The 25,642-nt window shown below is 42.2% G+C and carries 28 protein-coding genes; 16 read left to right on the top strand and 12 right to left on the bottom strand.

Going from position 1 to position 25,642, the window contains the following annotated elements:
- Positions 1-72: 72 nt before the first annotated feature.
- The 3 genes from V7K69_RS03955 to V7K69_RS03945 form a co-directional block, all read right to left on the bottom strand.
- Positions 73-885 (bottom strand): phycobilisome linker polypeptide, encoded by an 813-nt coding sequence (locus V7K69_RS03955; RefSeq protein WP_335031607.1) that lies wholly within the window; start codon positions 883-885, stop codon positions 73-75.
- Between the two features lie 163 nt (positions 886-1,048).
- The gene (gene cpcA, locus V7K69_RS03950) at positions 1,049-1,540 is read right to left on the bottom strand and encodes a phycocyanin subunit alpha (RefSeq protein ID WP_012411562.1); all 492 of its coding nucleotides are present in this window, start codon (positions 1,538-1,540) and stop codon (positions 1,049-1,051) included.
- A gap of 89 nt (positions 1,541-1,629) precedes the next feature.
- A complete protein-coding gene (locus V7K69_RS03945; protein ID WP_012411561.1) occupies positions 1,630-2,151 on the bottom strand; it encodes a phycocyanin subunit beta in 522 nt (173 codons plus the stop codon).
- Between the two features lie 683 nt (positions 2,152-2,834).
- Between V7K69_RS03945 and V7K69_RS03940 the strand changes: the two genes are divergently transcribed.
- On the top strand, positions 2,835-3,491 hold the full coding sequence (locus tag V7K69_RS03940) for a class I SAM-dependent methyltransferase family protein (protein WP_335031605.1): 657 nt from the start codon (positions 2,835-2,837) through the stop codon (positions 3,489-3,491).
- Positions 3,492-4,122: 631 nt separating this feature from the next.
- Here V7K69_RS03940 and hpnH read toward each other — a convergent pair.
- From hpnH to V7K69_RS03925, 3 genes are all read right to left on the bottom strand, one after another.
- Positions 4,123-5,142: an adenosyl-hopene transferase HpnH gene (hpnH, locus tag V7K69_RS03935; protein WP_335031767.1), complete on the bottom strand. Its 1,020-nt coding sequence runs from the start codon at positions 5,140-5,142 to the stop codon at positions 4,123-4,125.
- Between the two features lie 119 nt (positions 5,143-5,261).
- Positions 5,262-6,245, bottom strand: a complete 984-nt coding sequence (gene hpnA / locus V7K69_RS03930) for a hopanoid-associated sugar epimerase (protein ID WP_335031603.1) — start codon at positions 6,243-6,245, stop codon at positions 5,262-5,264.
- Positions 6,245-8,974, bottom strand: coding sequence for an efflux RND transporter permease subunit (locus V7K69_RS03925; protein WP_335031601.1), 2,730 nt, complete (start codon positions 8,972-8,974; stop codon positions 6,245-6,247). The genes hpnA and V7K69_RS03925 overlap by 1 nt, the downstream gene beginning before the upstream one ends.
- Here V7K69_RS03925 and V7K69_RS03920 point away from each other — a divergent pair.
- From V7K69_RS03920 to V7K69_RS03885, 8 genes are all read left to right on the top strand, one after another.
- Entirely contained in the window at positions 8,944-9,984 is a 1,041-nt protein-coding gene (locus tag V7K69_RS03920; RefSeq protein WP_335031599.1) for a ferritin-like domain-containing protein, read from the top strand. The two genes, V7K69_RS03925 and V7K69_RS03920, sit on opposite strands and share 31 nt — an antisense overlap.
- Positions 9,977-10,663: a 5'-methylthioadenosine/S-adenosylhomocysteine nucleosidase family protein gene (locus tag V7K69_RS03915; RefSeq protein WP_335031597.1), complete on the top strand. Its 687-nt coding sequence runs from the start codon at positions 9,977-9,979 to the stop codon at positions 10,661-10,663. The genes V7K69_RS03920 and V7K69_RS03915 overlap by 8 nt, the downstream gene beginning before the upstream one ends.
- A 492-nt stretch (positions 10,664-11,155) precedes the next feature.
- Positions 11,156-12,868: a putative bifunctional diguanylate cyclase/phosphodiesterase gene (locus V7K69_RS03910; RefSeq protein WP_335031595.1), complete on the top strand. Its 1,713-nt coding sequence runs from the start codon at positions 11,156-11,158 to the stop codon at positions 12,866-12,868.
- Positions 12,869-12,975: 107 nt separating this feature from the next.
- Positions 12,976-13,098, top strand: a complete 123-nt coding sequence (locus tag V7K69_RS03905) for a hypothetical protein (protein ID WP_335031593.1) — start codon at positions 12,976-12,978, stop codon at positions 13,096-13,098.
- Positions 13,099-13,346: 248 nt separating this feature from the next.
- The gene (locus tag V7K69_RS03900) at positions 13,347-13,589 is read left to right on the top strand and encodes a type II toxin-antitoxin system RelN family antitoxin (RefSeq protein ID WP_335031765.1); all 243 of its coding nucleotides are present in this window, start codon (positions 13,347-13,349) and stop codon (positions 13,587-13,589) included.
- Positions 13,582-13,959: a type II toxin-antitoxin system RelE family toxin gene (locus tag V7K69_RS03895; RefSeq protein WP_163933453.1), complete on the top strand. Its 378-nt coding sequence runs from the start codon at positions 13,582-13,584 to the stop codon at positions 13,957-13,959. Before V7K69_RS03900 ends, V7K69_RS03895 begins: the two co-directional genes overlap by 8 nt.
- Positions 13,937-14,074 (top strand): hypothetical protein, encoded by a 138-nt coding sequence (locus V7K69_RS03890; RefSeq protein WP_335031590.1) that lies wholly within the window; start codon positions 13,937-13,939, stop codon positions 14,072-14,074. Before V7K69_RS03895 ends, V7K69_RS03890 begins: the two co-directional genes overlap by 23 nt.
- Positions 14,071-14,652 (top strand): Uma2 family endonuclease, encoded by a 582-nt coding sequence (locus tag V7K69_RS03885; protein WP_335031588.1) that lies wholly within the window; start codon positions 14,071-14,073, stop codon positions 14,650-14,652. The genes V7K69_RS03890 and V7K69_RS03885 overlap by 4 nt, the downstream gene beginning before the upstream one ends.
- A 32-nt stretch (positions 14,653-14,684) precedes the next feature.
- Here the strand turns inward: V7K69_RS03885 and V7K69_RS03880 are convergent, their stop codons facing one another.
- The gene (locus V7K69_RS03880; protein ID WP_185585759.1) at positions 14,685-15,350 is read right to left on the bottom strand and encodes a LuxR C-terminal-related transcriptional regulator; all 666 of its coding nucleotides are present in this window, start codon (positions 15,348-15,350) and stop codon (positions 14,685-14,687) included.
- A 112-nt stretch (positions 15,351-15,462) separates the two neighbouring features.
- Here V7K69_RS03880 and V7K69_RS03875 point away from each other — a divergent pair, with 112 nt between their 5' ends.
- From V7K69_RS03875 to V7K69_RS03865, 3 genes are all read left to right on the top strand, one after another.
- A complete protein-coding gene (locus tag V7K69_RS03875) occupies positions 15,463-15,882 on the top strand; it encodes a DUF6220 domain-containing protein (RefSeq protein WP_335031582.1) in 420 nt (139 codons plus the stop codon).
- A gap of 46 nt (positions 15,883-15,928) precedes the next feature.
- Positions 15,929-16,762: a sulfurtransferase gene (locus tag V7K69_RS03870; protein WP_335031580.1), complete on the top strand. Its 834-nt coding sequence runs from the start codon at positions 15,929-15,931 to the stop codon at positions 16,760-16,762.
- 155 nt (positions 16,763-16,917) lie between these two features.
- Positions 16,918-18,042, top strand: a complete 1,125-nt coding sequence (locus V7K69_RS03865) for a site-2 protease family protein (protein WP_335031578.1) — start codon at positions 16,918-16,920, stop codon at positions 18,040-18,042.
- 96 nt (positions 18,043-18,138) lie between these two features.
- Here V7K69_RS03865 and nagA read toward each other — a convergent pair whose 3' ends face one another.
- Positions 18,139-19,359, bottom strand: coding sequence for an N-acetylglucosamine-6-phosphate deacetylase (gene nagA, locus V7K69_RS03860; protein WP_335031576.1), 1,221 nt, complete (start codon positions 19,357-19,359; stop codon positions 18,139-18,141).
- 255 nt (positions 19,360-19,614) lie between these two features.
- On the opposite strand from nagA, the gene purE reads away from it, so the two are divergent.
- From purE to V7K69_RS03840, 4 genes are all read left to right on the top strand, one after another.
- Positions 19,615-20,133, top strand: coding sequence for a 5-(carboxyamino)imidazole ribonucleotide mutase (gene purE / locus V7K69_RS03855; protein WP_335031574.1), 519 nt, complete (start codon positions 19,615-19,617; stop codon positions 20,131-20,133).
- A gap of 86 nt (positions 20,134-20,219) precedes the next feature.
- On the top strand, positions 20,220-20,519 hold the full coding sequence (locus V7K69_RS03850) for a putative quinol monooxygenase (RefSeq protein WP_335031572.1): 300 nt from the start codon (positions 20,220-20,222) through the stop codon (positions 20,517-20,519).
- Positions 20,520-20,680: 161 nt separating this feature from the next.
- Entirely contained in the window at positions 20,681-21,457 is a 777-nt protein-coding gene (locus V7K69_RS03845) for a class II glutamine amidotransferase (protein WP_335031570.1), read from the top strand.
- 143 nt (positions 21,458-21,600) lie between these two features.
- Positions 21,601-22,419, top strand: a complete 819-nt coding sequence (locus V7K69_RS03840; RefSeq protein WP_335031568.1) for a TlyA family RNA methyltransferase — start codon at positions 21,601-21,603, stop codon at positions 22,417-22,419.
- Here V7K69_RS03840 and V7K69_RS03835 read toward each other — a convergent pair.
- The 4 genes from V7K69_RS03835 to V7K69_RS03820 form a co-directional block, all read right to left on the bottom strand.
- Positions 22,416-22,676, bottom strand: coding sequence for a Calvin cycle protein CP12 (locus V7K69_RS03835; RefSeq protein ID WP_335031566.1), 261 nt, complete (start codon positions 22,674-22,676; stop codon positions 22,416-22,418). The two genes, V7K69_RS03840 and V7K69_RS03835, sit on opposite strands and share 4 nt — an antisense overlap.
- Before the next feature lie 194 nt (positions 22,677-22,870).
- Entirely contained in the window at positions 22,871-24,217 is a 1,347-nt protein-coding gene (locus tag V7K69_RS03830) for a GTP-binding protein (protein WP_335031763.1), read from the bottom strand.
- Positions 24,218-24,352: 135 nt separating this feature from the next.
- Entirely contained in the window at positions 24,353-24,655 is a 303-nt protein-coding gene (locus V7K69_RS03825; RefSeq protein ID WP_335031564.1) for a hypothetical protein, read from the bottom strand.
- Positions 24,656-25,008: 353 nt separating this feature from the next.
- The gene (locus V7K69_RS03820) at positions 25,009-25,611 is read right to left on the bottom strand and encodes a prolyl oligopeptidase family serine peptidase (RefSeq protein ID WP_335031761.1); all 603 of its coding nucleotides are present in this window, start codon (positions 25,609-25,611) and stop codon (positions 25,009-25,011) included.
- Positions 25,612-25,642: the final 31 nt, after the last annotated feature.

The raw sequence follows: 25,642 nt of genomic DNA, 5'->3' as shown, positions 1-25,642 counted from the left end.
TAACTTCTAACTCCTCACTCCTCACGTTTAACTCCTCACTCCTAACTCCTCACTTAATTCCCGATTCCCTATTTATACGGCAGTAATGCTAATAACTCTACTGCCCTTACGATTCAACTGCTGCAATTTACTAGACAGTTGCTCGTAGGGTACGATCAATTCCGCAGTACCACGGCGCACTACAGTTGAGTTGGGGGAAGCTGCTTGTAGCACTCTGATGCGATATGTTTCCCCACGACCACCTGTAGAAAGACCCGTTAAGGCTCCGGCGGAGACTGGATAAATGGGTGAAGCTAGATTTTTAGCGACTTCCCAGGTTAGCCGTCCTTGTTTTTGTCCTTGGGCGCGATCGCTATTTGCATAACCACGATACAGTTGGAACAGTCGGCTATATCCAACGTTCTTCTGTCCTACTCGACTTTTAAAGCCTCGATAGTAGGGCACAACATTTTCGCCAAAACTTTCTTGATATTCTAATGAGTCAATGTAAGAATTAATTTCAGCTTCGTAACCTTGTGAGTTGTAAAGCTCAACATGGTACGAAATTTCTGACTCATCTTCTGGGGCACGCCCCAATAAATGCTTATAATTTAACTCGATAAACCGAGTTTGCGAGTTGGAGTAAAAAAACTTGTCCCGATAGAGTTCCGATTGAGCAATAGCTTGCACAAATCCCCGAACCGAGATTAAACCTTGCTGCAAAAGCGATTCTGCACTTTCTAGACGCTCTCCTTCTAGGAGATACGCATTACCCAAAACCTGGCGGTAAGCTGCCCGGATAACCACTGCTACATCTGCTTCAGTTCTATCGGGGCGTAGTTCTACAGGTGCTGAGTTTTCAAATGCTCCAATCCCTAGTCTTGCTGCTTGTCCCAAAGCTGCCATCTTTAAACCTCCTCAGTTTTAACTGTAAAACTGAAAACTTTTTAGAAAATTTTTTTCTAGTTTTTTAACAGTCTTTTGAAAATAAAACTGCCCGGAGAGGTAAGCAACTCATAGAACTCACTTGTCATAAGAGCTGATTTCCTCTCCGGGCTAAAGAAACACTCTAGCTTAGAGTATTGATTACATAGTCGATGTAGGAATTTGCTTCAACAGCTGGGTCGCCGCTTAGACCGTGGTTAGCTTTGATGTACTTGAGAGCTTCAATGTACCAGCTAGGAGATAGGTCGAAAGTGCGGTTGATTTCAGCCAAGCCAGAAATCAAGAAATCGTCCAAGGGGCCTGTACCACCAACAACTAAAGCGTATGTGATAATCCGCAAGTAGTAGCCAACATCACGAACACACTTGCCTTTACCGCGTGCATCAGACGCGAAGTTGGGGCCTTGTTGTTGAGTGGTGTAAGGGAACTTGTTATATACTGCTTGAGCAGCACCTTCGGTCAAGCGTTGAGCATTAGCACTTAATGCTTTTGCTGCTTGTAAGCTAGCTGGTGCTTGACGGAAGCGACCAAAAGCAACTTGAATTTCGGTGCTGCTGAGGTAACGGCCTTGAGAGTCAGCCGATGCAATTGCTTCAGTTAGAGGTGTTTTTGTCATTTTTGGTATTTCCCTTTTACAAACTTTTGGTTGAAATTTTGTTTTGTCCTAATGGACAATTATCTCAGTCAATAGCAGCAATATTTGCCTTAAGCTACTGCTGAAGCAGCACGATCAAAATAGCTAGCAATTTCAGCTGATAAAGCGCTGCAATCGCCTCTGGTGATGTTGTTTGTATCGTTAACAATTGCTAGGGAAGCTGCTTTCAGCTTTTGAATACCAACAGCAACTGAAGCTCCTGGGGTTCCCAATGCCAAGTAGGTTTCACGCAAGCCGTTGAGGGCACGATCATCTAACACGCTGGAATCGCCAGCGAAGATTGCATAAGTGATGTAGCGAAGAATGATGTCCAAGTCTCTGATGCAAGCAGCAGCGCGACGGCTGGTGTAAGCATTACCACCGGGAGTGATCAATTGGGGTTGTTCTGCCCACAAATCACGAGCAGCAGCAGCAACAAGAGCTGAAGCATTGCTGGTAATACGGTTAACAGCATCTGCACGCTTGTTACCATCTTTTACTAGTTCACTCAATGCATCCAATTGTGCATCGGAGAGGTATTCCCCACGTGTATCAGCTTGGGAAACTACTTTTGCAAATGCATCTAAAACCATTGCGTTAAATCTCCTACTTTGCTTGGTTAAGAATAATTGGACTCAAAACTGAATGGTTCAGCTTTTTTTGATGTCAGCACTGCCTGACGAGTTACGAAAGGTCTAAAACAGACATCCACGAAATAAGTTTACGATCTCCAGGCTTTCAGATTAAAACTTTTGTTAAAAAACTTCAAACTTCTATGAACGACTGGAAAACCTGATTAAGATGTTGTTTTTTACTTCCAAGTTCTCTTTATACAATGCTGCCGTATCATTATTTATTACAAATTATTGTTATGTTTGTTAATTTCATTTACACAACTTTACATTTAGTGTTAACTTCTCGACACTCTAAAAATACTGGAAATTTATTTCAGGGAAATTCCTAAAGAATGTGTAGGTATAAGCTGCCGCAGAGATCATATATTGAACTTTTGTAGTATTTGATACTTGGTATCTTATGCCAGGGGTACATGGCATATTTGCGGCTGCATTGTATCGATTAAGGTAATAAGTGCAATTTCTTCGTGTCTCTGCTCTCAATTTTTAAAGAAAAAAGACTTGATTTTGAATAAATTCTTATGATATTCTTAATTCAAATTTAAACTACGGCTTTTCGATAAAATTATCGTAGTTTAAATTACATAGTTATATTTGTCATTTTGCAAACTTGTGGTTAATGGTAACGGAAATCACCTCCTATGGTAAAAGACTGGTTTGAATGGCACGATCTCTACAAGAACGAACCAAAATTGCAACAACGCTTGCAAATTGTTCAGGAATACATTTCCCATAGCTTGAATTTGTCCCAACCAGGGTTAATCCGTGTAGTTAGTGTTTGCGCGGGCGATGGACGAGATTTACTAGGAACGCTATCAAATCACCCACGAGCAAAAGATGTTTCTGCCCGACTCGTAGAGTTAAATCCACACCTAGTTGAACGTGGACAACAAACAATAGAATCCTTGGGTTTGACAAAACAAATTGAGTTTATCAATGGTGATGCAACTCTCTCCTCTAACTATGTAGGAGCAGTGCCAGCAGACATTGTGATTGTCTGTGGTGTATTCGGCAATCTTGCAGATGAAGCTGAACTAAATCGCTTGCTAGCGAACCTGAGTTTTCTGAGCAAACAAGGTGCTTTTGTAATTTGGACTCGTGGACACTCTAACGGTATTCCCCACTCTGAGACTGTGCGTAAATTTTTCCGTGAATATGGATTTGAAGAAGTGAACTTCAAACTCACCGCAACCGGAGACATGGGAGTAGGTATTCATCGTTACCTTGGTGAAAATTTAGCTGCACCCAAAGAACAACAGTTTTTCGCGTTTACTGGTGTTCCAAGTAAAGCCAGGTAAATAAGTTCAAGCCCACTCAAGTGGACTGAAAATGTCTAATTTATTACTATCTGGGCGACTAGAAGTCGCGGCTACACAGACAAAACCTGCCTCCGCAGGTTAAAAACTCTTCACAATACCAGGTGGACTTTATTTGTATAGTAGCGTTCGTTCGCGTCAGCGTGCCGGATGTTCTATTCTATTCGCCCAATCTTTTCAAACATCCTCTAGCACACAAATTCTAGTAGTTTGTCCCATTAATTCTGCGGGGCTGTGAGATCCCCGACTTCTTGAAGAAGTCGGGGATCTTATCACCCTCACCGATCACAATTAAGTAAGAACTTTTGTCCTTATTTCCTAAGCATTAAAGTACTTACTACAAACCCTTCATTACTAACTTGACAAATTCTAGTATGACTTCCGCAATAGTAAATGCAGTAGGGGCAATTCATGAATTGTCCCTACTAAGAAATCAGGGTTTTGTATTGTTTGTGTAAGCCCTATCTCAGCATCTATGTCATTAAAAGGACTTGATCTATTAGCCTTGGAATTTATTCAAAGGCAGGTTGACAAGGAAGCCAGAGATTAAAAAGATCGGGGTGAAAAAAAGGTTTTTAAATATGGGGTTCCTTTTCCCCTTTTCCCCTGATTACTAATTCCTACCAAACACACTGCCAAGGGCACGTGCCATATTTTGCGGTTGCATTGCATCCATTGCGGCGGTGGGTTCGTAGCCGCAGTGAACCATACAATCGGCACACTTGGGATTACCACTCTTCTGGCCGTATTGACTCCAATCAGTTTGTGCCAGTAATTCCTTGAAGCTAGAGTAATAACCTTCGTTCAGCAAATAACAAGGTTTTTGCCAACCGAGAACACTATAACTAGGGCTACCCCAAGGCGTGCATTCGTAGTCTTTCTCACCAGTCAGAAAATCTAAGAACAGTGGATTGTGATTGAAGTTCCAGTTTTTTTCACCAGCTTTGTAGGGAGCCAAAATTTGCCGGAAGAGGGTGCGGGTTTGTTCACGGTGGAGAAAATGATCTTGATCTGGTGCCCACTCGTAACTGTAGCCGGGAGAAATCATCATTCCATCAGTATTTAGGGTTTCCAGAAAGTCGAAGAACTCTTGCATATCTTGGGGTTTAGTACCCTCAAAGATAGTTGTGTTAGTGGTGACACGAAAACCTTTAGCTTTAGCGGCGCGGATGGCTTTGACGGCAATATCAAAAACACCTTGGCGGTCTACACAATGATCGTGTAACTCGCGCATTCCATCTAAATGCACGCTAAAAGTCAGGTAAGGTGAAGGTTGAAACTTATCCAAGCTCTTTTCTAACAACAAACCATTGGTACACAAGTAAATATATTTCTTGCGCTCAATTAATCCTTGAACAATCTGATCAATCTGGGGGTGTAGCAGAGGTTCTCCCCCAGGAATTGAGACAACTGGTGCGCCGCACTCTTCCACTGCGGTAAAGCACTGTTCTGGGGTGAGATTTTGCTTTAATATTTCCTTGGGATGTTGGATTTTACCACAACCAGTACAGGCTAAATTACAACGAAAAAGAGGTTCCAACATCAATACTAAGGGGAAGCGTTTACGTCCTTTTAAACGCTGAGTAACCAGATACTTCCCGATATCCATAGCTTGTTGTATATTAACTGCCATTGTTGCGATCGCTCCTCTTTTAGATATAAAAACACCACTGGAAAACATAAAACCTTCGTCGGGGCGCAGGTCTTGCGCCCCTACTGTCTATTGCATCCACACATAAATCGCTATATTTTTCATTTAACATAGCCCTGAGCAACAAACCAATCCACAGCATCTTTAAGTGCTGCTTTTAGTGAAGATTGAGGTAGACCCAATTCTCGTACAGCCTTTGCAGCATTGTAATACATCGGTTGTTTTGCCATCCGAACGCCATCCAATGGCACTGAGGGCGATTTTCCCAAGGGTGCGAGAATCTTTTCATCAACCCAGGCAGCAGTAAAGGGCAACCAAGCGGGTACTGTGCGTTGAGGTGCGATCAAACCTGTGATCTCGGCAAGTTGTTCTAGTAGTTCTTTGAGACTTAGATTTTGATGACCTAAGATATAGCGATCGCCTGGCTTACCCCGTTGCAAGGCCAGTAAATGCCCCCACGCTACATCTCGCACATCGATAAAATTAAGACCAGTATCCAAGTAAAAGGGCATTTGCCGTCGTAAAAACCGTAAGATTATATCACCTGTGGGGGTAGGTTTGATATCCAACGATCCAATGGGGCTGCTGGGGTTGACTATCACGATCTCTTGACCTGTGGCAAATGCTTGCATCGCTTCTTGTTCAGCCAGGAACTTAGATTTTTTGTAGTTCCCCACCAACTTTTCTAAGGGACTCTGATGTGTTTCATCGACCACTTGACCAGATGATCCTACCCCAATTGCCGCTACTGAACTGGTATAAACGGTGCGTTCAATGCCAGCTTTATTAGCTGCTAACAAGACATTGCGCGTACCCAGAACATTATTATGGTGGAGTAAGTCTCGGTCTGTTTGCCACAGAGAATAATGGGCTGCGACATGAAATAGATATTGACAACCTCTCATTTGTTGCCAGAGATTTGGATCGTTCAAATCGCCTTTGACAATTTCTACCTCCAAACCGCGTAGATTCTCCAAATTGCTACTTGAGCGTACCAGCGCTTTGACTGTGTAACCCTCTTTCAGTAACAACCGTACCAAGTGGGCACCAATAAAACCTGTACCCCCTGTGACAAAAACTTGCATCAACTTCTCTCTCTTGTCTGAAAGCGGGGAAACCAATCATCTAAAATAGTGTAGACTACCGGCACGACAATCAAGCTGAGGATAGTTGAAGTTACCAGTCCACCAGCGATCGCTACAGCCATAGGCGATCGCAATTCCGAACCAGCACCAAAACCCAATGCGATCGGTAGCATTCCCAAAATGGTGGAGGCAGTAGTCATCATAATTGGTCTGAGGCGCACTAATCCAGTGTTGAGGATTGCCTCTGTGCGTTCTGTGCCAGCATTGCGTAACTGGTTGATATAATCCACAAGCAAGATGGCATTTTTATTGGCCAGCCCCAGCAAAAAGACAAAACCAATCAGTGAGATCATACCAAAATCGCTCTTAGTGATCAGTAGTGCCAACATTGCCCCTACCAGTGCTAAAGGCAAAGATACACCAATCACTAGAGGGTCTACCCAGCTTTTGAACAGCAAAATTAGTACTACAACAATACACAAGGCAGATAAAGCCAAAGTACTGCCAAAACTGCTAAAAACCTCACCTTGGCTAGCTGAGTCTCCTCCTAAATTTAACGAAACATTAGAAGGTAACACCGCCTTAGCTTCAGCTACCACTTTATCAGTAGCATCACCCAAAGACAGATCCTTGCCAAGATTCGCACTGACATAAGCTACTCGCTGATTATTCAGACGCTCGATCTGAAAAACCTCACCTTGGCGATTTGTTTCACCTGTAACTGTGACATCGGCAAATCCCGGTAATCTCTGAATTCTCTCTTTAATTGCCTTGACTGCTTTACTTAAGGCTTGAAGATCGTCACCGCGCAAAGCTATTTGGAGAGGTTTTTGACCGCCAGAATCAACAAACTGAATATCTTCCACACTGGTAGTTACTCCAGGAAGGACAGGTAAATTGGAGCGGAATTGGTCTTGTAGTTCTCCAGTTGTGATCGTGCGGTCTTCCTTTAACTTTATATATAGTGTGCCTTTATTCGGCTCACCCTCACGAGAACCAACAGTAGTAAATACCGTTTCAACTGCTGGTGATTTTCTGACTACATCTTCTAGTTTTTTAGCAACTTGAAGAGAATCGTTTAAGGGATTAGGGATTGGGGATTGGGGATTGGGAATTGGGAATTGGGAATTGGGGATATTGCTTCCTTGTCCTCCTTGTCCCCCTTGTCCCCCTTGTCCTCCTTGCCCCCCTCTAGCAAAATCGGGAATACTCGGTAAAGGAGCAGTATAAGCAATATTGAATTCGCCGCGATCGAGTTTGGGAATAAATCCTTTGGGAATTAGTGGAATCAGCCCTATACCCGCAATAAAACTAAGTACAGCTAACCCAACAACTATCTTCCGGTGATTCAAAGACCAACTCAGCAAGCTTCTGTAAGATTGGGCAAATGCGACCCAAATTTTTGCTTCCCGACGCGGAGAGAGTGAGGGTCTAGGTTTTAGCCAGTAAATAGCCAGAACTGGAGATAAAGTCCGAGCAACTAGCATAGAAGCAAGCATCGCGGCTGAAACAGTGATGCCAAAGGGCTTGAAAAATTGCCCAATTACACCACCCATCAAACCTATGGGCAGAAAAACCGCTACTGCTGTCAACGTGGCGGCGGTGACTGTTAATCCAATTTCATTGGTTGCTAAAAGCGCCGCTTGGCGGGGAGTTTCACCATCTTCAATGTGTCGCATGATGTTTTCTACATCCACGATCGCATCATCAACAATACTCCCAATCACCAAAGCTAAAGCTAACAGCGTAATTGTTTCTAAGTTGAAACCGAAAATTGCCATGACGATAAACGTCGCCAACAAAGACGTAGGAATTGCCAAGGCAGAAATTAGGGTGGCTCGCCAATTCCATAAAAAAGGAAATATAACCACGATGGACAACAAGACTGCTTCTAGCAAAGCATCGATAGTTGACTGGGTGGCTTGGCGGATATATTTTGCTTGGGTAGCAGCTAAGGTGAGTTTGACATCCTTGAGGGTAGAACGTAGCCTTTGGACTTCTTCTTCAACTCGACTCACCACTTCTAAGGTGTTAGCGTTACCGCGTTTGATTACCTGAAATGCGAGTGCATCTTGCCCGTTAAATCTAACTAATGTTGCGCCTGCTTGGGGGATGGCTGCTGCACTCAGATTCGATGGATTTAAAGGAGGAGTTGCAGTAGCACCGCCTAACAGTGAGACTTTCAGAACTCCTGGTAGTTTAGCGATCGCACTGACAATCTCGTCTTTCGCCAACTTTGTCAAATCTGTAAGATTCCGGATGGGACTCTCAATGGCATAACTAATGGCGGCTGACTCGTTCAGGTTCAGGGGAATAATTTTAGAAGTCGCTCCCTGAGGTAAAGTCAACTGCTTGAGGGCAGTTTCCACCTTTTTGGTTGATGTTTCTAAATTCGTACCAACGGCAAAAGAAAGGCTAACGGCTGTTTGACTGGGATAGGTGGATGAGCGAATATTTTCCAGTCCTTCTAGGGAACGGAGGCGTTCTTCCACGGGTTTGGTGAGCTTCGCCTCTGTATCCAAGGCAGTTGTCAAAGGGGCTGTAGCATTCACAACCACCACTGGAAAGGTAATATCTGGAAACAAAGCATACTTAAGAGAACTAAAAGCCAGAATCCCAGCTACCGTTACGGCAATCCAAAAACTCACCGTCAACCACGAAAATTGAATCGCTAATTTGGAAATATTGAATACTTCTCGTGCGGATTTGGAGTTACGAAGCTTTACCATCTTGGAAAATTATCGTGTGGGTGACACAATTATTTAGTCATGCTACAGCAATCACCTTCGGTTTGCGAGTTTTGGTTACTACTAACGGCAATATTACTTATTGTCACTCAGATATGACCCAATCTTTAATACAAAAGGAAACTTCAAAGATGAAACTTGGTTCTGTCGAGCATAAGGAATTATTCTGCCGGAGCTTTACCGAAAGCTACAGGGAATACGAACCTGAGTCTCTCCCCTGGCCAGATTTGGACGATACAGCCTTGAGTTTCTTACGCAGTATTCCCTTTTGGGAGAAAGCTCTAGATACAGAAAGACAAGCGGGAGCAATAGTTAGTGGCTACGCAGCAACGGTGAGCGATCCTATTTTACAAAGTGCGATCGCTCTCCAAGGTAAAGAAGAATTACGCCACGCCCGTCTACTTCAAAAATTAATTGATCGTTACGGCATCGAAATACCAGAACGTCAACCAATTCAAGTTCCCCAAAATATCGAGCCAGTCTTTACGCGTTTTGGCTTTGAAGAGTGTCTGGATACTTTCTTTGCTTACGGGTTATTTGCGATCGCCCGTGAAGCTAATGTTTTTCCAGAATCCATTTTCACTATCTTTGATCCCATCATAGATGAAGAAACACGTCATATTGTCTTTTTTGTCAACTGGTTTACCTATACACAAATTCATCGTGGCCAGGGATTCATCCCATTACGGAGCGCCAAAACCCTTTGGCAATACGGCAAGGCTCTCAGTAATTTGATTGCTGTCTTTGGCAATGATGATCCTAGTAAAACTGGCTTCGCTGTCACAGGTGCTGACATCTTTACCAAAAACCTGACACTAGAAAAATTTCTCAGCATTTGTCTAGTAGAAAATCAGCGCCGGATGAGCAAGTATGACCCCCGACTACTCCAACCACAATTACTACCCAGACTAGCCAACATCGCTCTCCGCACCCTTGAGTTAATACCCAAACGCAAACTTCAGAATATTGAGAGTGAGAGGGCTAGTGCCTAATTTTTTGCCCATCAACACTATTCTGGTACCTCAAGGAGCAGAATATAAAGCTGTTTGTCGCGGATTAAGCGGCGTTACTGGTTCCATCCCAATAGTAGTAGCCATACCTGTTGGGATGAAGCCCTTACTTAAGTATCTGCACCAAGAGCAATTTTTAGCTCCCAAATCCAGGGTGCTGATTATGGGTATTTGTGGCAGCTTGAGCGATCGCTACAAAGTTGGTGATATTGTGCTGTATCAAGATTGTGTTTATCAAGGGAAGCTTCTAGAGTGCGATCGCACTTTCACAGCACAATTACACTCTTCGATATCAGAAAAAGTATCATTAGTCAAGTCATTAACTAGCGATCGCGTAATTTGGTCTGCTACCGAAAAACGCCATTTAGGTAAGATGGGGGCTGATGTTGTTGATATGGAAGGATTTACTGCTTTAGAGTTTTTTAATGCCGCCGAGGTATCTGTGGCAATGCTGCGAGTAGTCAGTGATAATTGTCAGCACGATATCCCCGATCTCACATCAGCAATTAATTCTGATGGCTCCCTAAACCCTTTCCCTTTAGCGATGGCAATGCTTAGACAACCGCTTGCAGCTACTCGGCTAATTCGAGGTTCATTGACAGCATTAAAGGTGTTAGAGCAAGTTACAAATATGCTCTTTTCTGATAATAGATTGAAATAATTTGTTTTACGAATATTTTAATTCCCAGCTTATTAAATAAGTTGGGAATTTAATTTTATATAAACATATCTTCATATAAAACAATTTTTTTGAAATTTAATATAAAAATATCTGTGATTACATTTGTGTTGATACAGCACTTCCGGCTATTATGCAATAGAGTTTTACTCTTACCCCTCTCCTATCATAGCTTTCAGCTATGAGGATGTACCTCATAGCCGCCGGAAGTGCTGTATCACATTGATCACAAGAATAATTACTATCAGTGTAATAATCAATACAATTTTTATTTTGATAATAAAATTATTTGGGTAATAAGTTTCATAGAAACTTTATCGTTATGGATATTAATTATAAAAGAATATTGGGAAGCATAATATAGAACCTTATCAGGGTTGGGTTCCAGAAGAGCTAATTCTTTTTTATTTGAATCAAAAATACTTTTTTGTCAAAATAGCTCGGAACTGATTTACCAACTATTTAACAGAATTTATGAATTTCAATCAAAACTTATACTTTTACTCGTTTCTAGCTAATTTTAGATGGCTCAAAAAAAGTTACACCGCTAAAATCATGTCGGTGGCTTTTTTGGGTACTCATGTACCACTTCTAACTTTACTTTTGAGCTTCGTTATCTCAAATTCCTATTCCTTTGAGATGGCGGCACGAGTTATGATTATTGCTCTATTGGCTACATTAGCAGGTACGGCTGCCACCCTCTATGCACTAAACCATCTCCTCAAGCCGGTCATTTTTACATCTGCTGCATTACAAAATTATCTGAACACCAAAACACTACCTAAATTGCCCACAGAATTTGCTGATGAAGCAGGTACTTTAATGGCAGATACCTCACAAACTCTTCATAAATTAGATGAGTTAATTCACCACATCACTAATTATGATGAACTAACTGGATTACCCAATCGTGATTTATTCTGCGATCGTCTTCATCAGATTTTATCCCAACCTGAAAACAACCAGCGCCTTGTAGCTGTGTTTTTGCTCAGTATTGATGATTTCACTGGTATGAGTCATGGATTAGATCATCAGACAACAAATTTATTGTTAAGAGCAGTTGCCAAGAGATTATTAAACTGCACGGCACAAACAGATATTCTCGCCTATTTAAAAGGAGATGAATTTGTTCTTGCTCGAATGGATATTCATTCTTTCGAAAGTGTAATTAAGCTATCTCAGATGCTGTTGAGTAACCTGAGTAAACCCTTTTCTGTAGAAGGTAACTTGATTCATATTACCGTCAGTATCGGTATCACACTTAATAATCTAACCGATCCTAATAGCGTAGATCAACTTTTGCAACAGGCTCATATAGCGCTTTACCAGGCCAAACAGCAAGGGCGTAGCCAATACCAATTCTATTCGCCAGAAATTAATGCTCAGTTGCAAGAGCGACTGACTTTAGAAAATGAATTACATGGAGCGCTTGAGCGTGGCGAAATGCTGGTTTATTATCAACCTCTAATTGATTTACATAGCGGACAAGTTATAGCGATGGAAGCGTTGCTTCGCTGGCAGCATCCTACATTAGGTTTGGTTTCTCCAGTAAAGTTTATTCCCATTGCAGAAGCCAATGGTGCGATCGTACCAATTGGTGAATGGGTTTTGCGAACTGCTTGCGCCCAAACTCGTGCTTGGCAGCTTGCTGGATTTACCTCAATTCGGATATCTGTGAATTTGTCATCTCGACAGTTTGAACAACCGTATTTGGTTGAAATCGTCAACCAAATTCTCGAAGAAACTGAACTCCAAGCATCTTCCTTAGAACTAGAAGTGACGGAAAGCTTTTTGATGGCTGATATTGATCGTTCAGTTAAAACCTTAAAACAATTACGAAAACTGGGTATCTGCTTGGCTCTAGACGATTTCGGTACTGGTTATTCTTCCCTGAATTATTTGAAACGCTTTCCTGTGAATATGCTCAAAATTGATAAGTCATTTGTGCAGGATGTCATGTCTAATCCTGATAGCGCCGCCGTCACCGATGCGATTATTGCCCTAGCAAAGAGCCTCCGGTTGAAAATCACAGCAGAAGGTGTGGAAACCGAAGAACAGCTTAAATATCTAAAAATGCGTGGATGTGATGAAGGTCAGGGTTTCTACTTCAGTCGTCCTGTTCCTGCTGATATAATTGCCCCGATGTTGCAGAAAAGTTCTCAGCAGCTGGAGATTACTACAACATAGGTGGATGTCTAAACCATGAAAGAATTAGGAAAATTTATCAGGCGTGACTACAATGCCGCTAAACTCTTATGACGAAGCAGCCCTTAGAGTCAACTTGATAGCCCCTGATGAAATTAGCCGATATCCTCAAGGACTCAAATTATAAGCTGTCGCAGTTTGCGATCGCTGAAATTGAGCAGTTAGAGCAGACGATTACTCTCAAGGCGACCAAAAACGGTGATGTTCCTTAATCCAAACAACTGCTAGAAATTGCTAAAACAGGAGTAGAACAGGCGATAGAAACCGATGAAGCGACAGCCACAACTTGGATAAACCAGCAACTTGAAGCCTTGGGCATTAATCTAAGAGCCTGTCAAGAAACAACTTTTACAATTTATTATCTAGAAAGCTTACTGAGAAGGCATTTCTAGCTCAAAAGAGGCAAGGTTGTTACATGACAAGCTCTAAGCACGATCACTTAAACTATCTGGGAGTAATCATGAAAGCACTTAAAGTTATGGCAACGATTAACGCTCAGGGACAACTAACTTTAGATCATCCGCTTTTAACTGATAAAAATAGCCGAGTAGAAGTCATTGTGCTAATCCCTGAAGAAGAAGAAGTTCTGGATGATCAATCTCAAGCAGAAGTCTTAGCAGATTTCCGGCAAGCTTGGCACGAAGCCATGACTGGGCAAACTATCCCGGTGGCTCAACTTTGGGAAGGTCTTGAAGATGGTTGATCAGCCTTTGATTCAAGTTCAAGCTTCGCCAACGTTTAAACGAAATATACGCGCTCTTGCTAAAAAATATCGCAGTATCCGGAATGACATACAACCTGTTATCGAACAACTTCAGCAGGGAGAGTTGCCAGGAGATCAAATACCTGGTGTTGGTTATGCAATCTTCAAGTTGAGAGTCCGAAATAGCGACGCTCAAAAAGGTAAAAGTGGCGGCTATCGTCTGATTTATTACGTCAAAACAGCAACTGGAATCATTCTACTGACTGTTTATACCAAATCTGAACAAGTTGATATTGCAGCAAAGGATATTCAGAGCATCATTGCAGAATATGAGCAACAGACAATCAATGATGAAGAAAGGGATATATAAACAACTGCTGGAAATTGCTAAAACAGGAGTAGAACGAGTGATAGAGACTGATGAAGCGACAGCCACAATTTGGATAAACCAGCAACTTGAAGCCTTGGGGGTAAAACTGACATGATTGCTCAACCTGAGACAAAACACTACACGGTTGAAGAGTACCTGGAACTTGAAATCGCCTCCGATATCCGCAACGAATACCGTGATGGAGAAATTATCCCTATGACAGGTGGAACCCCAGACCATAATGATATTACCAGCAATCTTGTGGCTATCTTGAAAGCCACATTGCGGGGAAAACCATACCGTGTATTTATCCTGGATCAACGACTCTGGATTCCCGGTGCAAATCTCTATACTTACCCTGATGCGATGGTTCTGCCCAAACCCTTAGAACTTCAAACTGGACGCAAAGATACCGTGGTGAACCCCTGCTTTATCGCTGAAGTGTTGTCTAAGTCGACCCAAAACTACGATCGTGGCGAGAAATTTGTTGCCTATCGTAAAATTCCTACCTTCCAAGAATATTTGCTGATCGATCAATATCGCATACACGTTGAGCATCATGTCAAAACAGCCGCTCATCAGTGGCTATTTTCAGAATACGACGACCCAACTGTCACCCTTTCTTTGAGTACCTTTGAGTTGCAAATTCAAATTGCAGAGCTTTACGAAAATATTGATTTTTCAACCGTTTAAGTTGAACGTCCAATTAACATACTTGAAGATGACTATTTTGAAATTGTGGAAAGTTTTGCAACCATCTGAGTCCGAGATGAAACCTCAAGTTTGCGAAACATCCTTTTTAAAGCTTGCTTGACAGAGTTTTCAGTAATCCAAAGTTCAGTACTAATTTCTGCATTGGTTTGTCCTTGAGCCACCAAGTTAGCAATTTGCTTTTCACGAGGCGTTAAACGCTCTGTCTGTAATAGTAGTGGATGTTGGGATTGCGCCATGGCTACCCAAGTAGATATGTGCAGACAAAGCGCACTCAAGTCTGTGAGATTTTGTGAATCGAATGTAGGCATTCCTTGCTGACGAGTAAAACCTACCACACCAACTAACTGCCCATTGCTGACAATTGGCCCTGCCATGACGTGCCAGTGATCGGCACGAGGACAAATCAACCTCCACGTCTTAGGCTCTACAACTAAACCTTCATGAACAGGGGCATGGTGTTCTAGCAAGTAACGGGCAACTGGATTGTGTTGGGGTGATAATGCAATTTGCAGTGCTTTTTGGAACTTGCTGTCAAGTAGAGAAATTTGAGCAAAGAAAAACAGCCCACATCGTGTAGCTGAAAAATATTCACTCATTTCTGCGCGGATGTGCGATCGCAACGCCTCTTCATCTTTAGCTTGAGCAATTTCATGAAATAGAGCTTGTAAGGCAATCATGATTGGCAAATTGTACACTTTCGAGGTCTAGGCGCAGTATGGCAACCAGACCTATCCTAGCCTTTGTAACATCAAGTTTTTCCACTTTTTTGCTTTTTTTGATTACTTAAGCATGACTCTAAATTCTGGCATTGATGATACACAGATATCCGGGCGCTGGATTCAAATCGGTTTTTTTATCGCAGTAGTGTTTTTCAATCTCTGTTTAGCAATCCAAGTATTCAGTGTTGGACTGGCTTACTTTTACAACTCTGATTGGTGGAACCTACATATTTGGCTCGTGCGAGGATATAGCGGACTCTCAATAATTTTGTTGATTTGGGTGTTTTTGCTGCCTTTTCCTCCCAGAGTCCAGAACCTTACAGCAAGTATCCCAGTTTTGCTGGGACTGCAATTTCTCACAATTCACTTGAAGACTTCTTTTCCTTTAGCTGTCTTTCATCCACTCATCGGCTTTTCTTTATTTTCTATTTCCACAACCCTAGTTCATCGGACATCGCAAATTGTATTTCCCAACCATAACCAAGATTAAATAGGTAAATTTCAATTCTTTTAGCGCTATTGCAGGAGAAATAACAATGTCTCAATATGCTCATCCATCCGTTCTTGTTGATACCCAATGGCTGGAAAATCATCTCAACGAGCTAAACGTCCGCATTATTGAAGTGAATATCAGTCCAGAACCGTACAAAAATGCTCACATCCCTGGTGCTGTCTTCTGGAACATCTTTACAGACTTACTATTGCCCGATTTGAAACTTAATTTGGATGCGATCGCTTTTGAAAAACTGATGGCACGTTCAGGCATCACTAATGATACAACAGTGATTGCTTATGGCAGTTATCCTGGAACTGGAGCCTGGATTTTCTGGCTTTTGCAAGTCTTTGGGCATGAAAATGTAAAAGTTCTCAATGGTGGCTACCAGAAATGGAAGTCAGAAGATCGTCCACTAGCAACTGAGTTATCCACGTTTCCTGCTACTGATTACCGTGCCAGAGGTATTGATGCTCATCTGCGAGTATTACACAATGAAGTTCAAGCTTCGATTGGTAGAAGCGAGCGTGTGTTGTTAGATGTCCGAACACTTCAAGAATATTCTGGTGAGTGGTTTTTCGATCAACCACCAAAAGAAGGTCAACTCACTGGACATATTCCAGGTGCAGTGCATCTTGAGCATACCTTAATTCTCAATGAGGATGGCACTTTTAAATCATTCAATGAATTGAAAAATCTTTATCACAGTAAGGGCATTACGCCTGAGAAAGAAGTTTTTCCCTACTGTACTATCGGTGCGCGTTCTGGATATATCTGGTTTGTCTTGAAGTATTTATTAGGTTATCCGAACGTTCGGAATTACGATGGCTCTTGGAATGAGTGGAGTCGTCTACCTGATGTAGCTATAGAGAAATAGTGAGCTATTATTCGCAAATATAGCCAATAACCGCACCTTTACGGACGGACACCACTACCATTACCAAGATTAAAATCTCTTAACCTTTCGTTACAATAAAAACATCGAGAAGGACGAAAACAAACCTCTCGAAGCTGAAATCAAAGGTGAACGACATGAATGGCACAATTCGCGTTGGTAATCTCTTCGGAATTCCCTTCTATATCCATCCGTCATGGTTTTTAGTTCTGGGTTTAGTAACTTGGAGCTATAGCAGTGGACTGGCGGCACAATTTCCCCAATTGTCTGCGGGATTAGCTTTGCTACTGGGATTGATGACAGCGCTGATGTTATTTGCCTCTGTCGTCGCCCATGAATTAGGCCACAGTTTCGTTGCGATTCGTCAAGGTATTGATGTTAAATCCATCACACTGTTTATATTTGGTGGTTTAGCTAGTTTAGAAAAAGAGTCGAAAACCCCAAGTGAGGCTTTTTGGGTGGCGATCGCTGGCCCAATGGTAAGCTTACTACTGTGTGGTATCGTTACAGCAATTGGTGTTACTACTACTGCATCAGGCCCGTTAGCAGCAATTCTTGGTGTTCTTGCTTCTGTTAACTTGGCATTAGCCCTCTTCAACCTGATTCCTGGCTTGCCATTAGATGGCGGAAATATACTCAAAGCTATCGTTTGGAAAGTTACAGGCAATCCTTATAAAGGCGTAACCTTTGCTAGTCGAGTTGGACAAATCTTTGGTTGGGTAGCAATTCTTTCAGGTGTACTTCCCCTAGTATTATTTGGCAACGCCGGTAACTTCTGGAACTTGTTAATTGGCTTCTTCTTGTTACAAAATGCTGGTAATGCGGCTCAATTTGCCAGAGTGCAAGAAAAACTCACAGGTTTGACTGCTGAAGATGCTGTAACTCATGATAGCCCGATTGTATCTGGTAATCTTAGCCTGAGAGAGTTTGCCGATGAGCGAGTCATCAGTGGGCAAAACTGGCATCGGTTTTTAGTGACTGATGATGATGGACAATTAGTAGGTGCGATCGCAGTTGATAATTTACGAAATGTCCCAACAGCATTGTGGTCAGAAACTCAAGTAAAAGAAGTCATGCGACCAATTACCGAATCTACCACAGTTCAATCCGATCAACCTCTGCTGGAAGTCATGCAGGTACTCGAAGAACAAAAGCTATCTGTACTTCCCGTAATTCGTGAGAACGGCGTTCTAGTTGGAATTTTAGAAAAAGCTGCAATTATCCAGCTACTTCAAAGCCGAACTCAACCAAACCCTGCGTGATAATTACTAATTCGTAATTCGTAATTTAAGCTTAGACTCCACTCAGATTAAAGGGAAAGGGATAATAAAACCTTTCCCTTTTTCCCTATTTTGGAATTATATGGAGTTGAGAACAACAGATAAATTCCCATCTTCTGGCTTCTTGAGCATTTCTGCGGTGATGGCACGTTGCCAAGTTAATTCTTTTGTAGTCTCATCCCAATGCCAGCGTAATAAGTTAGCGGATTGACTCTTAACAATTCCTGGTAAACCAATCGCTTTTCTAGGTGCATTAGTAGCTAAAGCGATCGCACTTTCTACGTCACAAATTTCCCACTTCACCAAATTCTGCACTTCCACCAATAAGGGTAAAGTCGTCCCTGATAAAGTGCCATCGGCCAATCGTGCTGTACCGTTTTTAACTTCAATTTGCCGACTGTCCCAAGGATACACGCCATCGGGTAGCCCCAGAGGAGAAAGGGCATCGCTGACGAGAAACAGCCCTTGTTCTTGATAGCTAGCGCGAAGCAAAATTTGTAGCATCATGGGCGAAACGTGTTCACCATCAGCAATAAAACCACACATTACATCAGGATCGATAATTGCTGCCCCTAATAATCCTGGTTCTCGGTGATGTAATGCTGGCATGGCATTGAAGGCATGAGTTACCATCGTTGCACCTTGTTCAAAGGCACATTGTGCTTGAGCAGATGTGGCCTGAGAATGCCCTAAACTGACAGTAATTCCCAGAGAACGCAAATATGGAATTACTTCGCCAGTGAAATCTAACTCCGGTGCTAAGGTGATGACTTTCACGACATGGGCATAATCACCCAAAACCCACTTAACCCGATCCATTGTCAGGGGTAAGAGATACTCTGCTGGGTGTGCGCCGCGCTTTTGAAAATTCAAAAATGGCCCTTCTAGATGTACTCCCAGAATCTTGGCACCTGCTGATTGACTGGGGATAACTTCAGCAATAATAGCAAGCGATCGCTGAATATTTTCTACCGAAGTTGTCACAAGTGTCGGTAAAAATCCATCTACCCCAACATCCCATAAAAATTGTGAGATTTCCTGGAGCTTATGAGCATTTTCAGCCGTTAAATCAGGAAATGCCAATCCCAAAGCACCGTTAATTTGTAAATCAACGCCACCCAATGAAATCCAGTCGCCAGCAACGTTTATTAGAGATGCACGGCCGCGTGCTTCTACTGTACCCATTGGCAAGATTTGCTCAATTATGCCCTTTTCATCAACCAAGAGCATTTGCAAATCTTTGTAACTAGGCACTCTAGCATTGATAATATCTACAGGATTTTGTGTTGCTTGGGTCATCACACTGACGAGAAGAAAGATAAATCTGATTTTAGATGCAACCAACATCAATCAATGAGATGATAAATCGGTATAATCTCAATACTTTTTGGTTAAACCCAATAATCTCTCTTTTGGTCTGGGAAAAGGTTAAAGGGTAATGGGGAAAGGGAAATTCAAACCTTTTCCCTTTCCCCTTTTCCCCTTAACCGAAAAGTATTGGGTATAACCTAACTCAAATAATTTTTAATTTCTAATTTTTAATTTTTAATTATTATGGCTCCTCTAGTTGGTATTATCATGGGCAGCGATTCTGATTTGCCCACCATGAAAGACGCGATCGCAGTTTGTGACGAATTTGGCGTTGAGAGCGAAGTTGCGATCGTTTCTGCTCACCGTACTCCAGAACGGATGGTGCAATATGCTCAACTCGCACACCAACGCGGTATTAAAGTCATTATTGCCGGTGCCGGTGGTGCTGCCCATCTGCCAGGAATGGTAGCGTCTTTAACACCACTTCCTGTTATTGGTGTTCCTGTAGTCACCAGGAACTTACAAGGTGTAGATTCTTTGTATTCTATTTTACAAATGCCTGCGGGTATTCCTGTAGCAACAGTGGCGATCGGTAATGCCAAAAATGCCGGACTTTTAGCAGTACAAATACTGGCAACTCAACAACCAGAATTGCTAGAAAAAGTCCAACAATATCGCCAAACCCTATGTGAATCAGTAATTGCAAAGCAAGAAAAGCTAGAAGAATTAGGCTATGAGCAATATTTAAAGCAGATGTTTTAATAAAAATTAACACCAAACCAAGAGGGGGAGAAGAAAGTCTTTCCCCGATGCCCCATGCCCCATACATACCCAATGCCCCATAACAAATGACTAACCAAACTATTCGTGTTGTTGCCCATGTTATTGCTTTGCCTAACAAAGTAGAAGAGGTGAAAGCTGTACTGTTGGAACTCATTGAGCCAACCCGTCAGGAAGCAGGTGCGATAAAGTATGAACTTTTGCAAAACCAATACGACCCAACAGACTTTACTGTTGTAGAAGAGTGGACTTCTCATGAAGCCCTAAATGCTCATCTAGATTCCCCCCATTTCCAAGCAGGAGCAGCCAAACTAGAAGCTTTAGTGGCTGCTGCACCAGATATCCGCCAATACCATCTTTTGGCATAATGTCATATTGCTCACTTGAAGCAGATTCTTTATTTTTAGGGATCATTTGGAATATCTCAGCTTTCAATTCTAAGATGGAAGCGATCGCTCCAGAATCAATGCAGTATTCTGAAGTATCTTGATTCTGAGAACTTAGTCAAAAATTGAGAGCGACAACATCCATGTGTCAATTGCTCGGAATGAATTGCAATGTTCCAACGGATATTTGCTTTTCTTTTGAAGGGTTTTCTGCACGGGGAGGAAAAACAGATCATCATAGCGATGGTTGGGGCATTGCTTTCTTTGAAGGAAAGGGATGTCGGATGTTTTTAGATGCCCAACCTTCTGTTGCTTCTCCAGTAGCAGAGTTGGTGCGGAGTTATCCCATCCATTCAACCCATGTCATAGCCCATATCCGTAAAGCTACCCAGGGTGAAGTTGCCTTACACAACTGCCATCCTTTCCGTAGAGAATTGTGGGGTCAGTATTGGGTATTTGCTCACAACGGTAATTTGCCAAATTTTGATCCAGAAAATTTGGGCTTTTATCAAGCCGTAGGTGATACAGATAGTGAAAAAGCATTCTGTATGATGCTAGAAACATTGCGATCGCGTTTTCCTGATGGTAAACCTGACATCAAGAAACTGTACCCTGTACTCAAACAAATTAGTGATGCAATTGCAAAAATAGGTATATTCAATTACCTATTATCTGATGGAGAACACTTTTTTGCTCATTGTTCAACTAACCTCAGCTACATTGTCCGTCAAGCGCCCTTTGCAGCTGCCCATTTGATCGACCAAGACATGACTGTAGATTTTCGGGAAGTGACTACCGAACGCGATCGCGTTGCTGTCATTGCTACTACTCCCCTCACTGACAACGAAGTTTGGACACAAATCCAACCGGGAGAATTATTAGTTTTTCAGGATGGGCTACCACTGAAAATATGTATTTAGCTAAAAATGCGATCTGTTGGCGAATTCAAAAATTCACCAAAAATTTTCCCATTTAGATAGTTTCTAGATGGGTTTTGTTTTCCATAGTAATATACGAGATGCGGGAAACTCAGTCTTTTATCTCACCAGGAGAGTCTAGTTAATTGGCTAAACAGCGACTCGACACACTATTAGTAGAGCTAAATTTATGTTCTTCTCGCGCCTTGGCACAAAGGTTAATTCAGGCGGGGGAAGTGACTGTTAATCAGCAGTTAGTTGATAAACCTGGTACGGAAGTTGATATTGCGGCTCAAATAAATATTAAAGAGCGATCGCCTTTTGTTTCTAGAGGCGGTGAAAAACTCTCTAAAGCTTTGTCAGTATTTGCCATCCCTGTAGCAGAGCGTATTTGTTTAGATGGTGGGATTTCTACAGGTGGTTTTACTGATTGTCTCTTGCAAGCTGGAGCAAAACAAGTTTACGGCATTGATGTCGGTTACGGACAAGTTGACTGGCGGTTGCGAAATGATTCGCGGGTGATTTTGCGGGAACGTACCAATTTACGGCAACTACGACCAGAAGAGTTATATGGTGAAAACGATCCGATTCCTGATTTGGCGGTGGTTGATGTATCGTTTATTTCTTTAACTAAGATTCTGCCTGCTTTGTGGCAACTAACTCAAGCTAACCGAGAAGCTGTATTGTTAGTCAAGCCACAGTTTGAAGTCGGCAGATCCCGTGTGGGTAAAAAAGGTGTTGTGCGAGATCCAAACGACCAAGCTGATGCTATTTTCCAGGTGTTACAAGTAGCCCACGGATTAGGATGGAAATACAAAGGCTTAACTTGGTCGCCGATCACTGGCCCGGCTGGGAATATCGAATATCTTTTGTGGTTGGCAATGGAAAGTGAAATACCATTACCCGATTTAGAGGCAATTAAGCAAATAACGCAATCAGCTACAACTGATTTACGGAAAACTTAAACGTCGTAGATTAGACATTCTACGGAAGCAGGATGGCGATCGCAATAGTTTTCTAAAGAGTTTTTCTTGGTTTTTGCTTGCTGCTGATCGGCTTTCTCTGCTTGCAATTCTTCCACAATGTCCCAGGCTACGGCACAACCCGCAGAATCGCTGCCATTTAGCTCACAAGTTGTGCGAGCTTCAGTAATAGCTTCAGTAATGGCTTCTTCAATATTTGCTGCACCAGCAGTTTCAAATGAGTTTAGGGTAGTTGTCATGATCCTTTCACCTTTAATTTACGCAGATAGATATTAGGGGATAGAGGATAGTTTTTCTATAACCTTTTCCCTGTAACCTGTTCCCTCAATCTTGCATCCCAAATTCGAAATCTCAGTCAATTGTCAGAAGAGCTTGATAGAAGTTCATAAACACTTGTAAACAGTAACAAATACTTAACAAAATTTAACTATTCTCAATATTTTATGCCTAACTCTTGTCGCAAACGATACAGAATTGTATTTTGATCGACTTGAGAGAGAATTTCTTGAATTACGCTGCTAGCACCCAACTGTCCCCAAGTGCAGCCTTTTTCGAGATACACCTGAGCAGCTTTACCAACGGAGTATGAACCATAACCAGCGATACCAGCTTGAGCGATCGCACTGCCAGCAAAAGCACTAATATTGCTGGGATTGTCACCACTGGTTATTGCAGCAGTAGTTTTACCTAAGCCTAGAAGAAAACTACTACCTAATTCCCCCAGTAGTAAGCCACCAGAACTAAATAAAATTGTTTTTAAAATCTTTCCGGCTTCATAGCTAGTCATCGGCAAACCATATAATCTAGCTAGAGCGCGAATTAAAGCTAAATCGGCAACAGTTCCGCCCAGGATATCTAAGAAAGCAATGGGATTGAGCATTACTGCCAAAGCTTTGTATTTGGTAAATTGCCAAATAATATCTTCAGCTTCTTGTTCGCGTAAATCGATGGTTTTTTGAGCGATCGCAGCTTCTGCATCCCGTGCTTGGATAAGGGCATTTAAAGCCAGAAGCGATCGCCCTTCTCGATTTAGAATGTTCAGAATTGTCTCTTTGAGTTCGTCTACTTGCGGTGGTGGTGTCTCCCATTCATAACTGACACTCCCATCAGGCCACTCAACCCGGACTTCCATTGCTGCTGGTTCCGCCGCCACCATGACAATTTCATCAGGTAATAGAGGCTTTGCTTCAGGATGCCCAGCCCCTAGTTGTTGTAAATTTTGGTAAATCGCTCCCCGGTCTGTATCTGGGTAAAGGTCGATTTTGTTAAATACTAAAATTAGGGGTTTTTGCGATCGCCGCAATTCCAGCAATGCCTGATACTCAGTGCGCGTGATATCACCAGACACGACAAACAGAATCAAATCCGCCTGATGCACAACTTCTCGTGCCATATCTGCCCGTGACTCACCCTCAATTTCATCTAATCCTGGGGTATCAATTAACTCTACTAATACCTTACCCCCAGGCTGCCAACGCACCGAACGGGGCCATTGAGTGACACCGTTTAGGGGCCCAGTTTGCAGAATTTTGTCTCCCAGTAAAGCATTTAAAACTGCTGACTTACCACGACTCACCAAACCAAAAGCGGCAATTCTAATCACGTTAGAGTCCAGCTTGTTGAGTGTAGAGTTCAAAGCTTCCAATTCCGGCTTTAACAAACCTGCCAATTCTGGGTTGGATGATAACTGTCCTGATTTGCGGAGATATCCATACCAAGACAGCGCTTGTCTGAGACTAGCGCGGGCACGATTTAAATGAGTTTCTTGCAGATTTCGCACAAAGTTAGGTTGATTCAAGATTTGACAAACAACAGGCTACATATCCATTTTGATCTAATTTCAAGACTGGTAGCCTGTTTTGTCAAATTAAGCAATTGTTCTAATTATTTACCCACATCTTTGTGCAATATCCATTCAGAACATGGGATCGTGTTGATTATCCCAACACTTGCGATCGTGCCAGTTTCTCCCAGTATATTCACATTCAGAGGCATCATCTATCCAAGGAATCGATGTAGAGTAGTGCGAGGTTCCAATAGAAGCGAATAAACTAGCAGAGAATAATGGCAATAATAAGGATAAAGTTGTCAATGTACAAATTGGTAAAATTATTAAATATCCAGTGAGTAGCAGAATGTTAGTATGAGTCCAAAAAACTCTGCCTATTTTATTATTTTGGCGAGTTTTTAAGATAGTTTTTGAATTCGAGAAAAGCATAATGCAACCCTATTAATGCCGATTTATATAGCAATCTCATTTGATTTGTCAAAGCAAAGCTGACTGAGAGCTAGCCAGATTGGGTTTTAGTTCTCAGTATATTTAGCAAAAATCAAATAAGAATCCTATATGACTACGGATTTTTACGTAAGAACATTATTGAAGTTATATACTCTGATGTCAAACGTGCAAGTGACGACTTGTTAGAAGTTTTAATCTTTGGGCGCTAAAAAATATTTTTGATGAAAATATGTTGAAGTAGGGGTACAAGGCCTTGCGCCCCTACCACGTGGTCTATTTACCTAAAAATAGCTGTCATTTAGAGATGTATTAAAATGCAGAAAAAAATATCTTTAATCTCCAGCCGGCTGTCTCCGATGTTGCAAAAACCACTCATACAACTCTGGATTATTGTATGTCTGCGTCCATGAGTCGTGATCGGCTTCTGGATAAACTGTAAATTTCACATTCCCATCGCAGGCTTTGAGTGCAGAAACCATGATTTCGGACTCGCTTAAGGGAACGACATTATCTTTTGCTCCGTGAAATGCCCACACAGGAAGGCTTTTAATCTTATGTGCTTGGACTGGATTACCACCGCCACAGATAGGCGCGATCGCCGCAAATCGTTCTGGCTGCGCTGCTGCTAAATGCCAGGTTCCGTAACCACCCATGCTTAAACCGGTTAGGTAAACCCGATCTGGATCAACAGGATAGGATGCAATAACCTCATCCAGAAGCGTGCTTAATCGCTCTATATTCCAATATTCACCGCGCGGACATTGGGGAGAAATGACAATGAAGGGAAAATCTAGCTGTTGTTCTACAACCTTGGCGACACCGTGCTTTTTCACATGATTTAAGTAAGAGCCTCGCTCACCCGAACCGTGTAATACCAATTTTATATGAGGCTGCATATAATAGAGAAAACAAACTCGATAAATTAAAATAACCATGAGCCGCCCTTTTAAGATTGAAATCGCAGAG

The sequence above is a fragment of the Nostoc sp. genome (assembly GCF_036917775.1).
Classification (GTDB): Bacteria; Cyanobacteriota; Cyanobacteriia; order Cyanobacteriales; family Nostocaceae; genus Nostoc.
This window is presented reverse-complemented; position numbering and strand designations above follow the sequence as displayed.

What these genes read in the sequence shown, in the direction of transcription:
- V7K69_RS03825 (WP_335031564.1), bottom strand. Translation starts at nt 24,655, where the DNA reads ATGCTTTTCTCGAATTCAAAAACTATCTTAAAAACTCGCCAAAATAAT.
- V7K69_RS03835 (WP_335031566.1), bottom strand. Translation starts at nt 22,676, where the DNA reads ATGACAACTACCCTAAACTCATTTGAAACTGCTGGTGCAGCAAATATT.
- V7K69_RS03955 (WP_335031607.1), bottom strand. Translation starts at nt 885, where the DNA reads ATGGCAGCTTTGGGACAAGCAGCAAGACTAGGGATTGGAGCATTTGAA.
- nagA (WP_335031576.1), bottom strand. Translation starts at nt 19,359, where the DNA reads ATGACCCAAGCAACACAAAATCCTGTAGATATTATCAATGCTAGAGTG.
- V7K69_RS03885 (WP_335031588.1), top strand. Translation starts at nt 14,071, where the DNA reads ATGATTGCTCAACCTGAGACAAAACACTACACGGTTGAAGAGTACCTG.
- V7K69_RS03945 (WP_012411561.1), bottom strand. Translation starts at nt 2,151, where the DNA reads ATGGTTTTAGATGCATTTGCAAAAGTAGTTTCCCAAGCTGATACACGT.
- hpnA (WP_335031603.1), bottom strand. Translation starts at nt 6,245, where the DNA reads ATGCAAGTTTTTGTCACAGGGGGTACAGGTTTTATTGGTGCCCACTTG.
- V7K69_RS03880 (WP_185585759.1), bottom strand. Translation starts at nt 15,350, where the DNA reads ATGATTGCCTTACAAGCTCTATTTCATGAAATTGCTCAAGCTAAAGAT.
- V7K69_RS03850 (WP_335031572.1), top strand. Translation starts at nt 20,220, where the DNA reads ATGACTAACCAAACTATTCGTGTTGTTGCCCATGTTATTGCTTTGCCT.
- V7K69_RS03905 (WP_335031593.1), top strand. Translation starts at nt 12,976, where the DNA reads ATGAAATTAGCCGATATCCTCAAGGACTCAAATTATAAGCTGTCGCAG.
- V7K69_RS03900 (WP_335031765.1), top strand. Translation starts at nt 13,347, where the DNA reads ATGAAAGCACTTAAAGTTATGGCAACGATTAACGCTCAGGGACAACTA.
- V7K69_RS03865 (WP_335031578.1), top strand. Translation starts at nt 16,918, where the DNA reads ATGAATGGCACAATTCGCGTTGGTAATCTCTTCGGAATTCCCTTCTAT.
- V7K69_RS03890 (WP_335031590.1), top strand. Translation starts at nt 13,937, where the DNA reads ATGATGAAGAAAGGGATATATAAACAACTGCTGGAAATTGCTAAAACA.
- V7K69_RS03870 (WP_335031580.1), top strand. Translation starts at nt 15,929, where the DNA reads ATGTCTCAATATGCTCATCCATCCGTTCTTGTTGATACCCAATGGCTG.
- V7K69_RS03895 (WP_163933453.1), top strand. Translation starts at nt 13,582, where the DNA reads ATGGTTGATCAGCCTTTGATTCAAGTTCAAGCTTCGCCAACGTTTAAA.
- V7K69_RS03845 (WP_335031570.1), top strand. Translation starts at nt 20,681, where the DNA reads ATGTGTCAATTGCTCGGAATGAATTGCAATGTTCCAACGGATATTTGC.
- V7K69_RS03910 (WP_335031595.1), top strand. Translation starts at nt 11,156, where the DNA reads ATGAATTTCAATCAAAACTTATACTTTTACTCGTTTCTAGCTAATTTT.
- hpnH (WP_335031767.1), bottom strand. Translation starts at nt 5,142, where the DNA reads ATGGCAGTTAATATACAACAAGCTATGGATATCGGGAAGTATCTGGTT.
- V7K69_RS03925 (WP_335031601.1), bottom strand. Translation starts at nt 8,974, where the DNA reads ATGGTAAAGCTTCGTAACTCCAAATCCGCACGAGAAGTATTCAATATT.
- V7K69_RS03940 (WP_335031605.1), top strand. Translation starts at nt 2,835, where the DNA reads ATGGTAAAAGACTGGTTTGAATGGCACGATCTCTACAAGAACGAACCA.
- purE (WP_335031574.1), top strand. Translation starts at nt 19,615, where the DNA reads ATGGCTCCTCTAGTTGGTATTATCATGGGCAGCGATTCTGATTTGCCC.
- V7K69_RS03820 (WP_335031761.1), bottom strand. Translation starts at nt 25,611, where the DNA reads ATGGTTATTTTAATTTATCGAGTTTGTTTTCTCTATTATATGCAGCCT.
- V7K69_RS03875 (WP_335031582.1), top strand. Translation starts at nt 15,463, where the DNA reads ATGACTCTAAATTCTGGCATTGATGATACACAGATATCCGGGCGCTGG.
- cpcA (WP_012411562.1), bottom strand. Translation starts at nt 1,540, where the DNA reads ATGACAAAAACACCTCTAACTGAAGCAATTGCATCGGCTGACTCTCAA.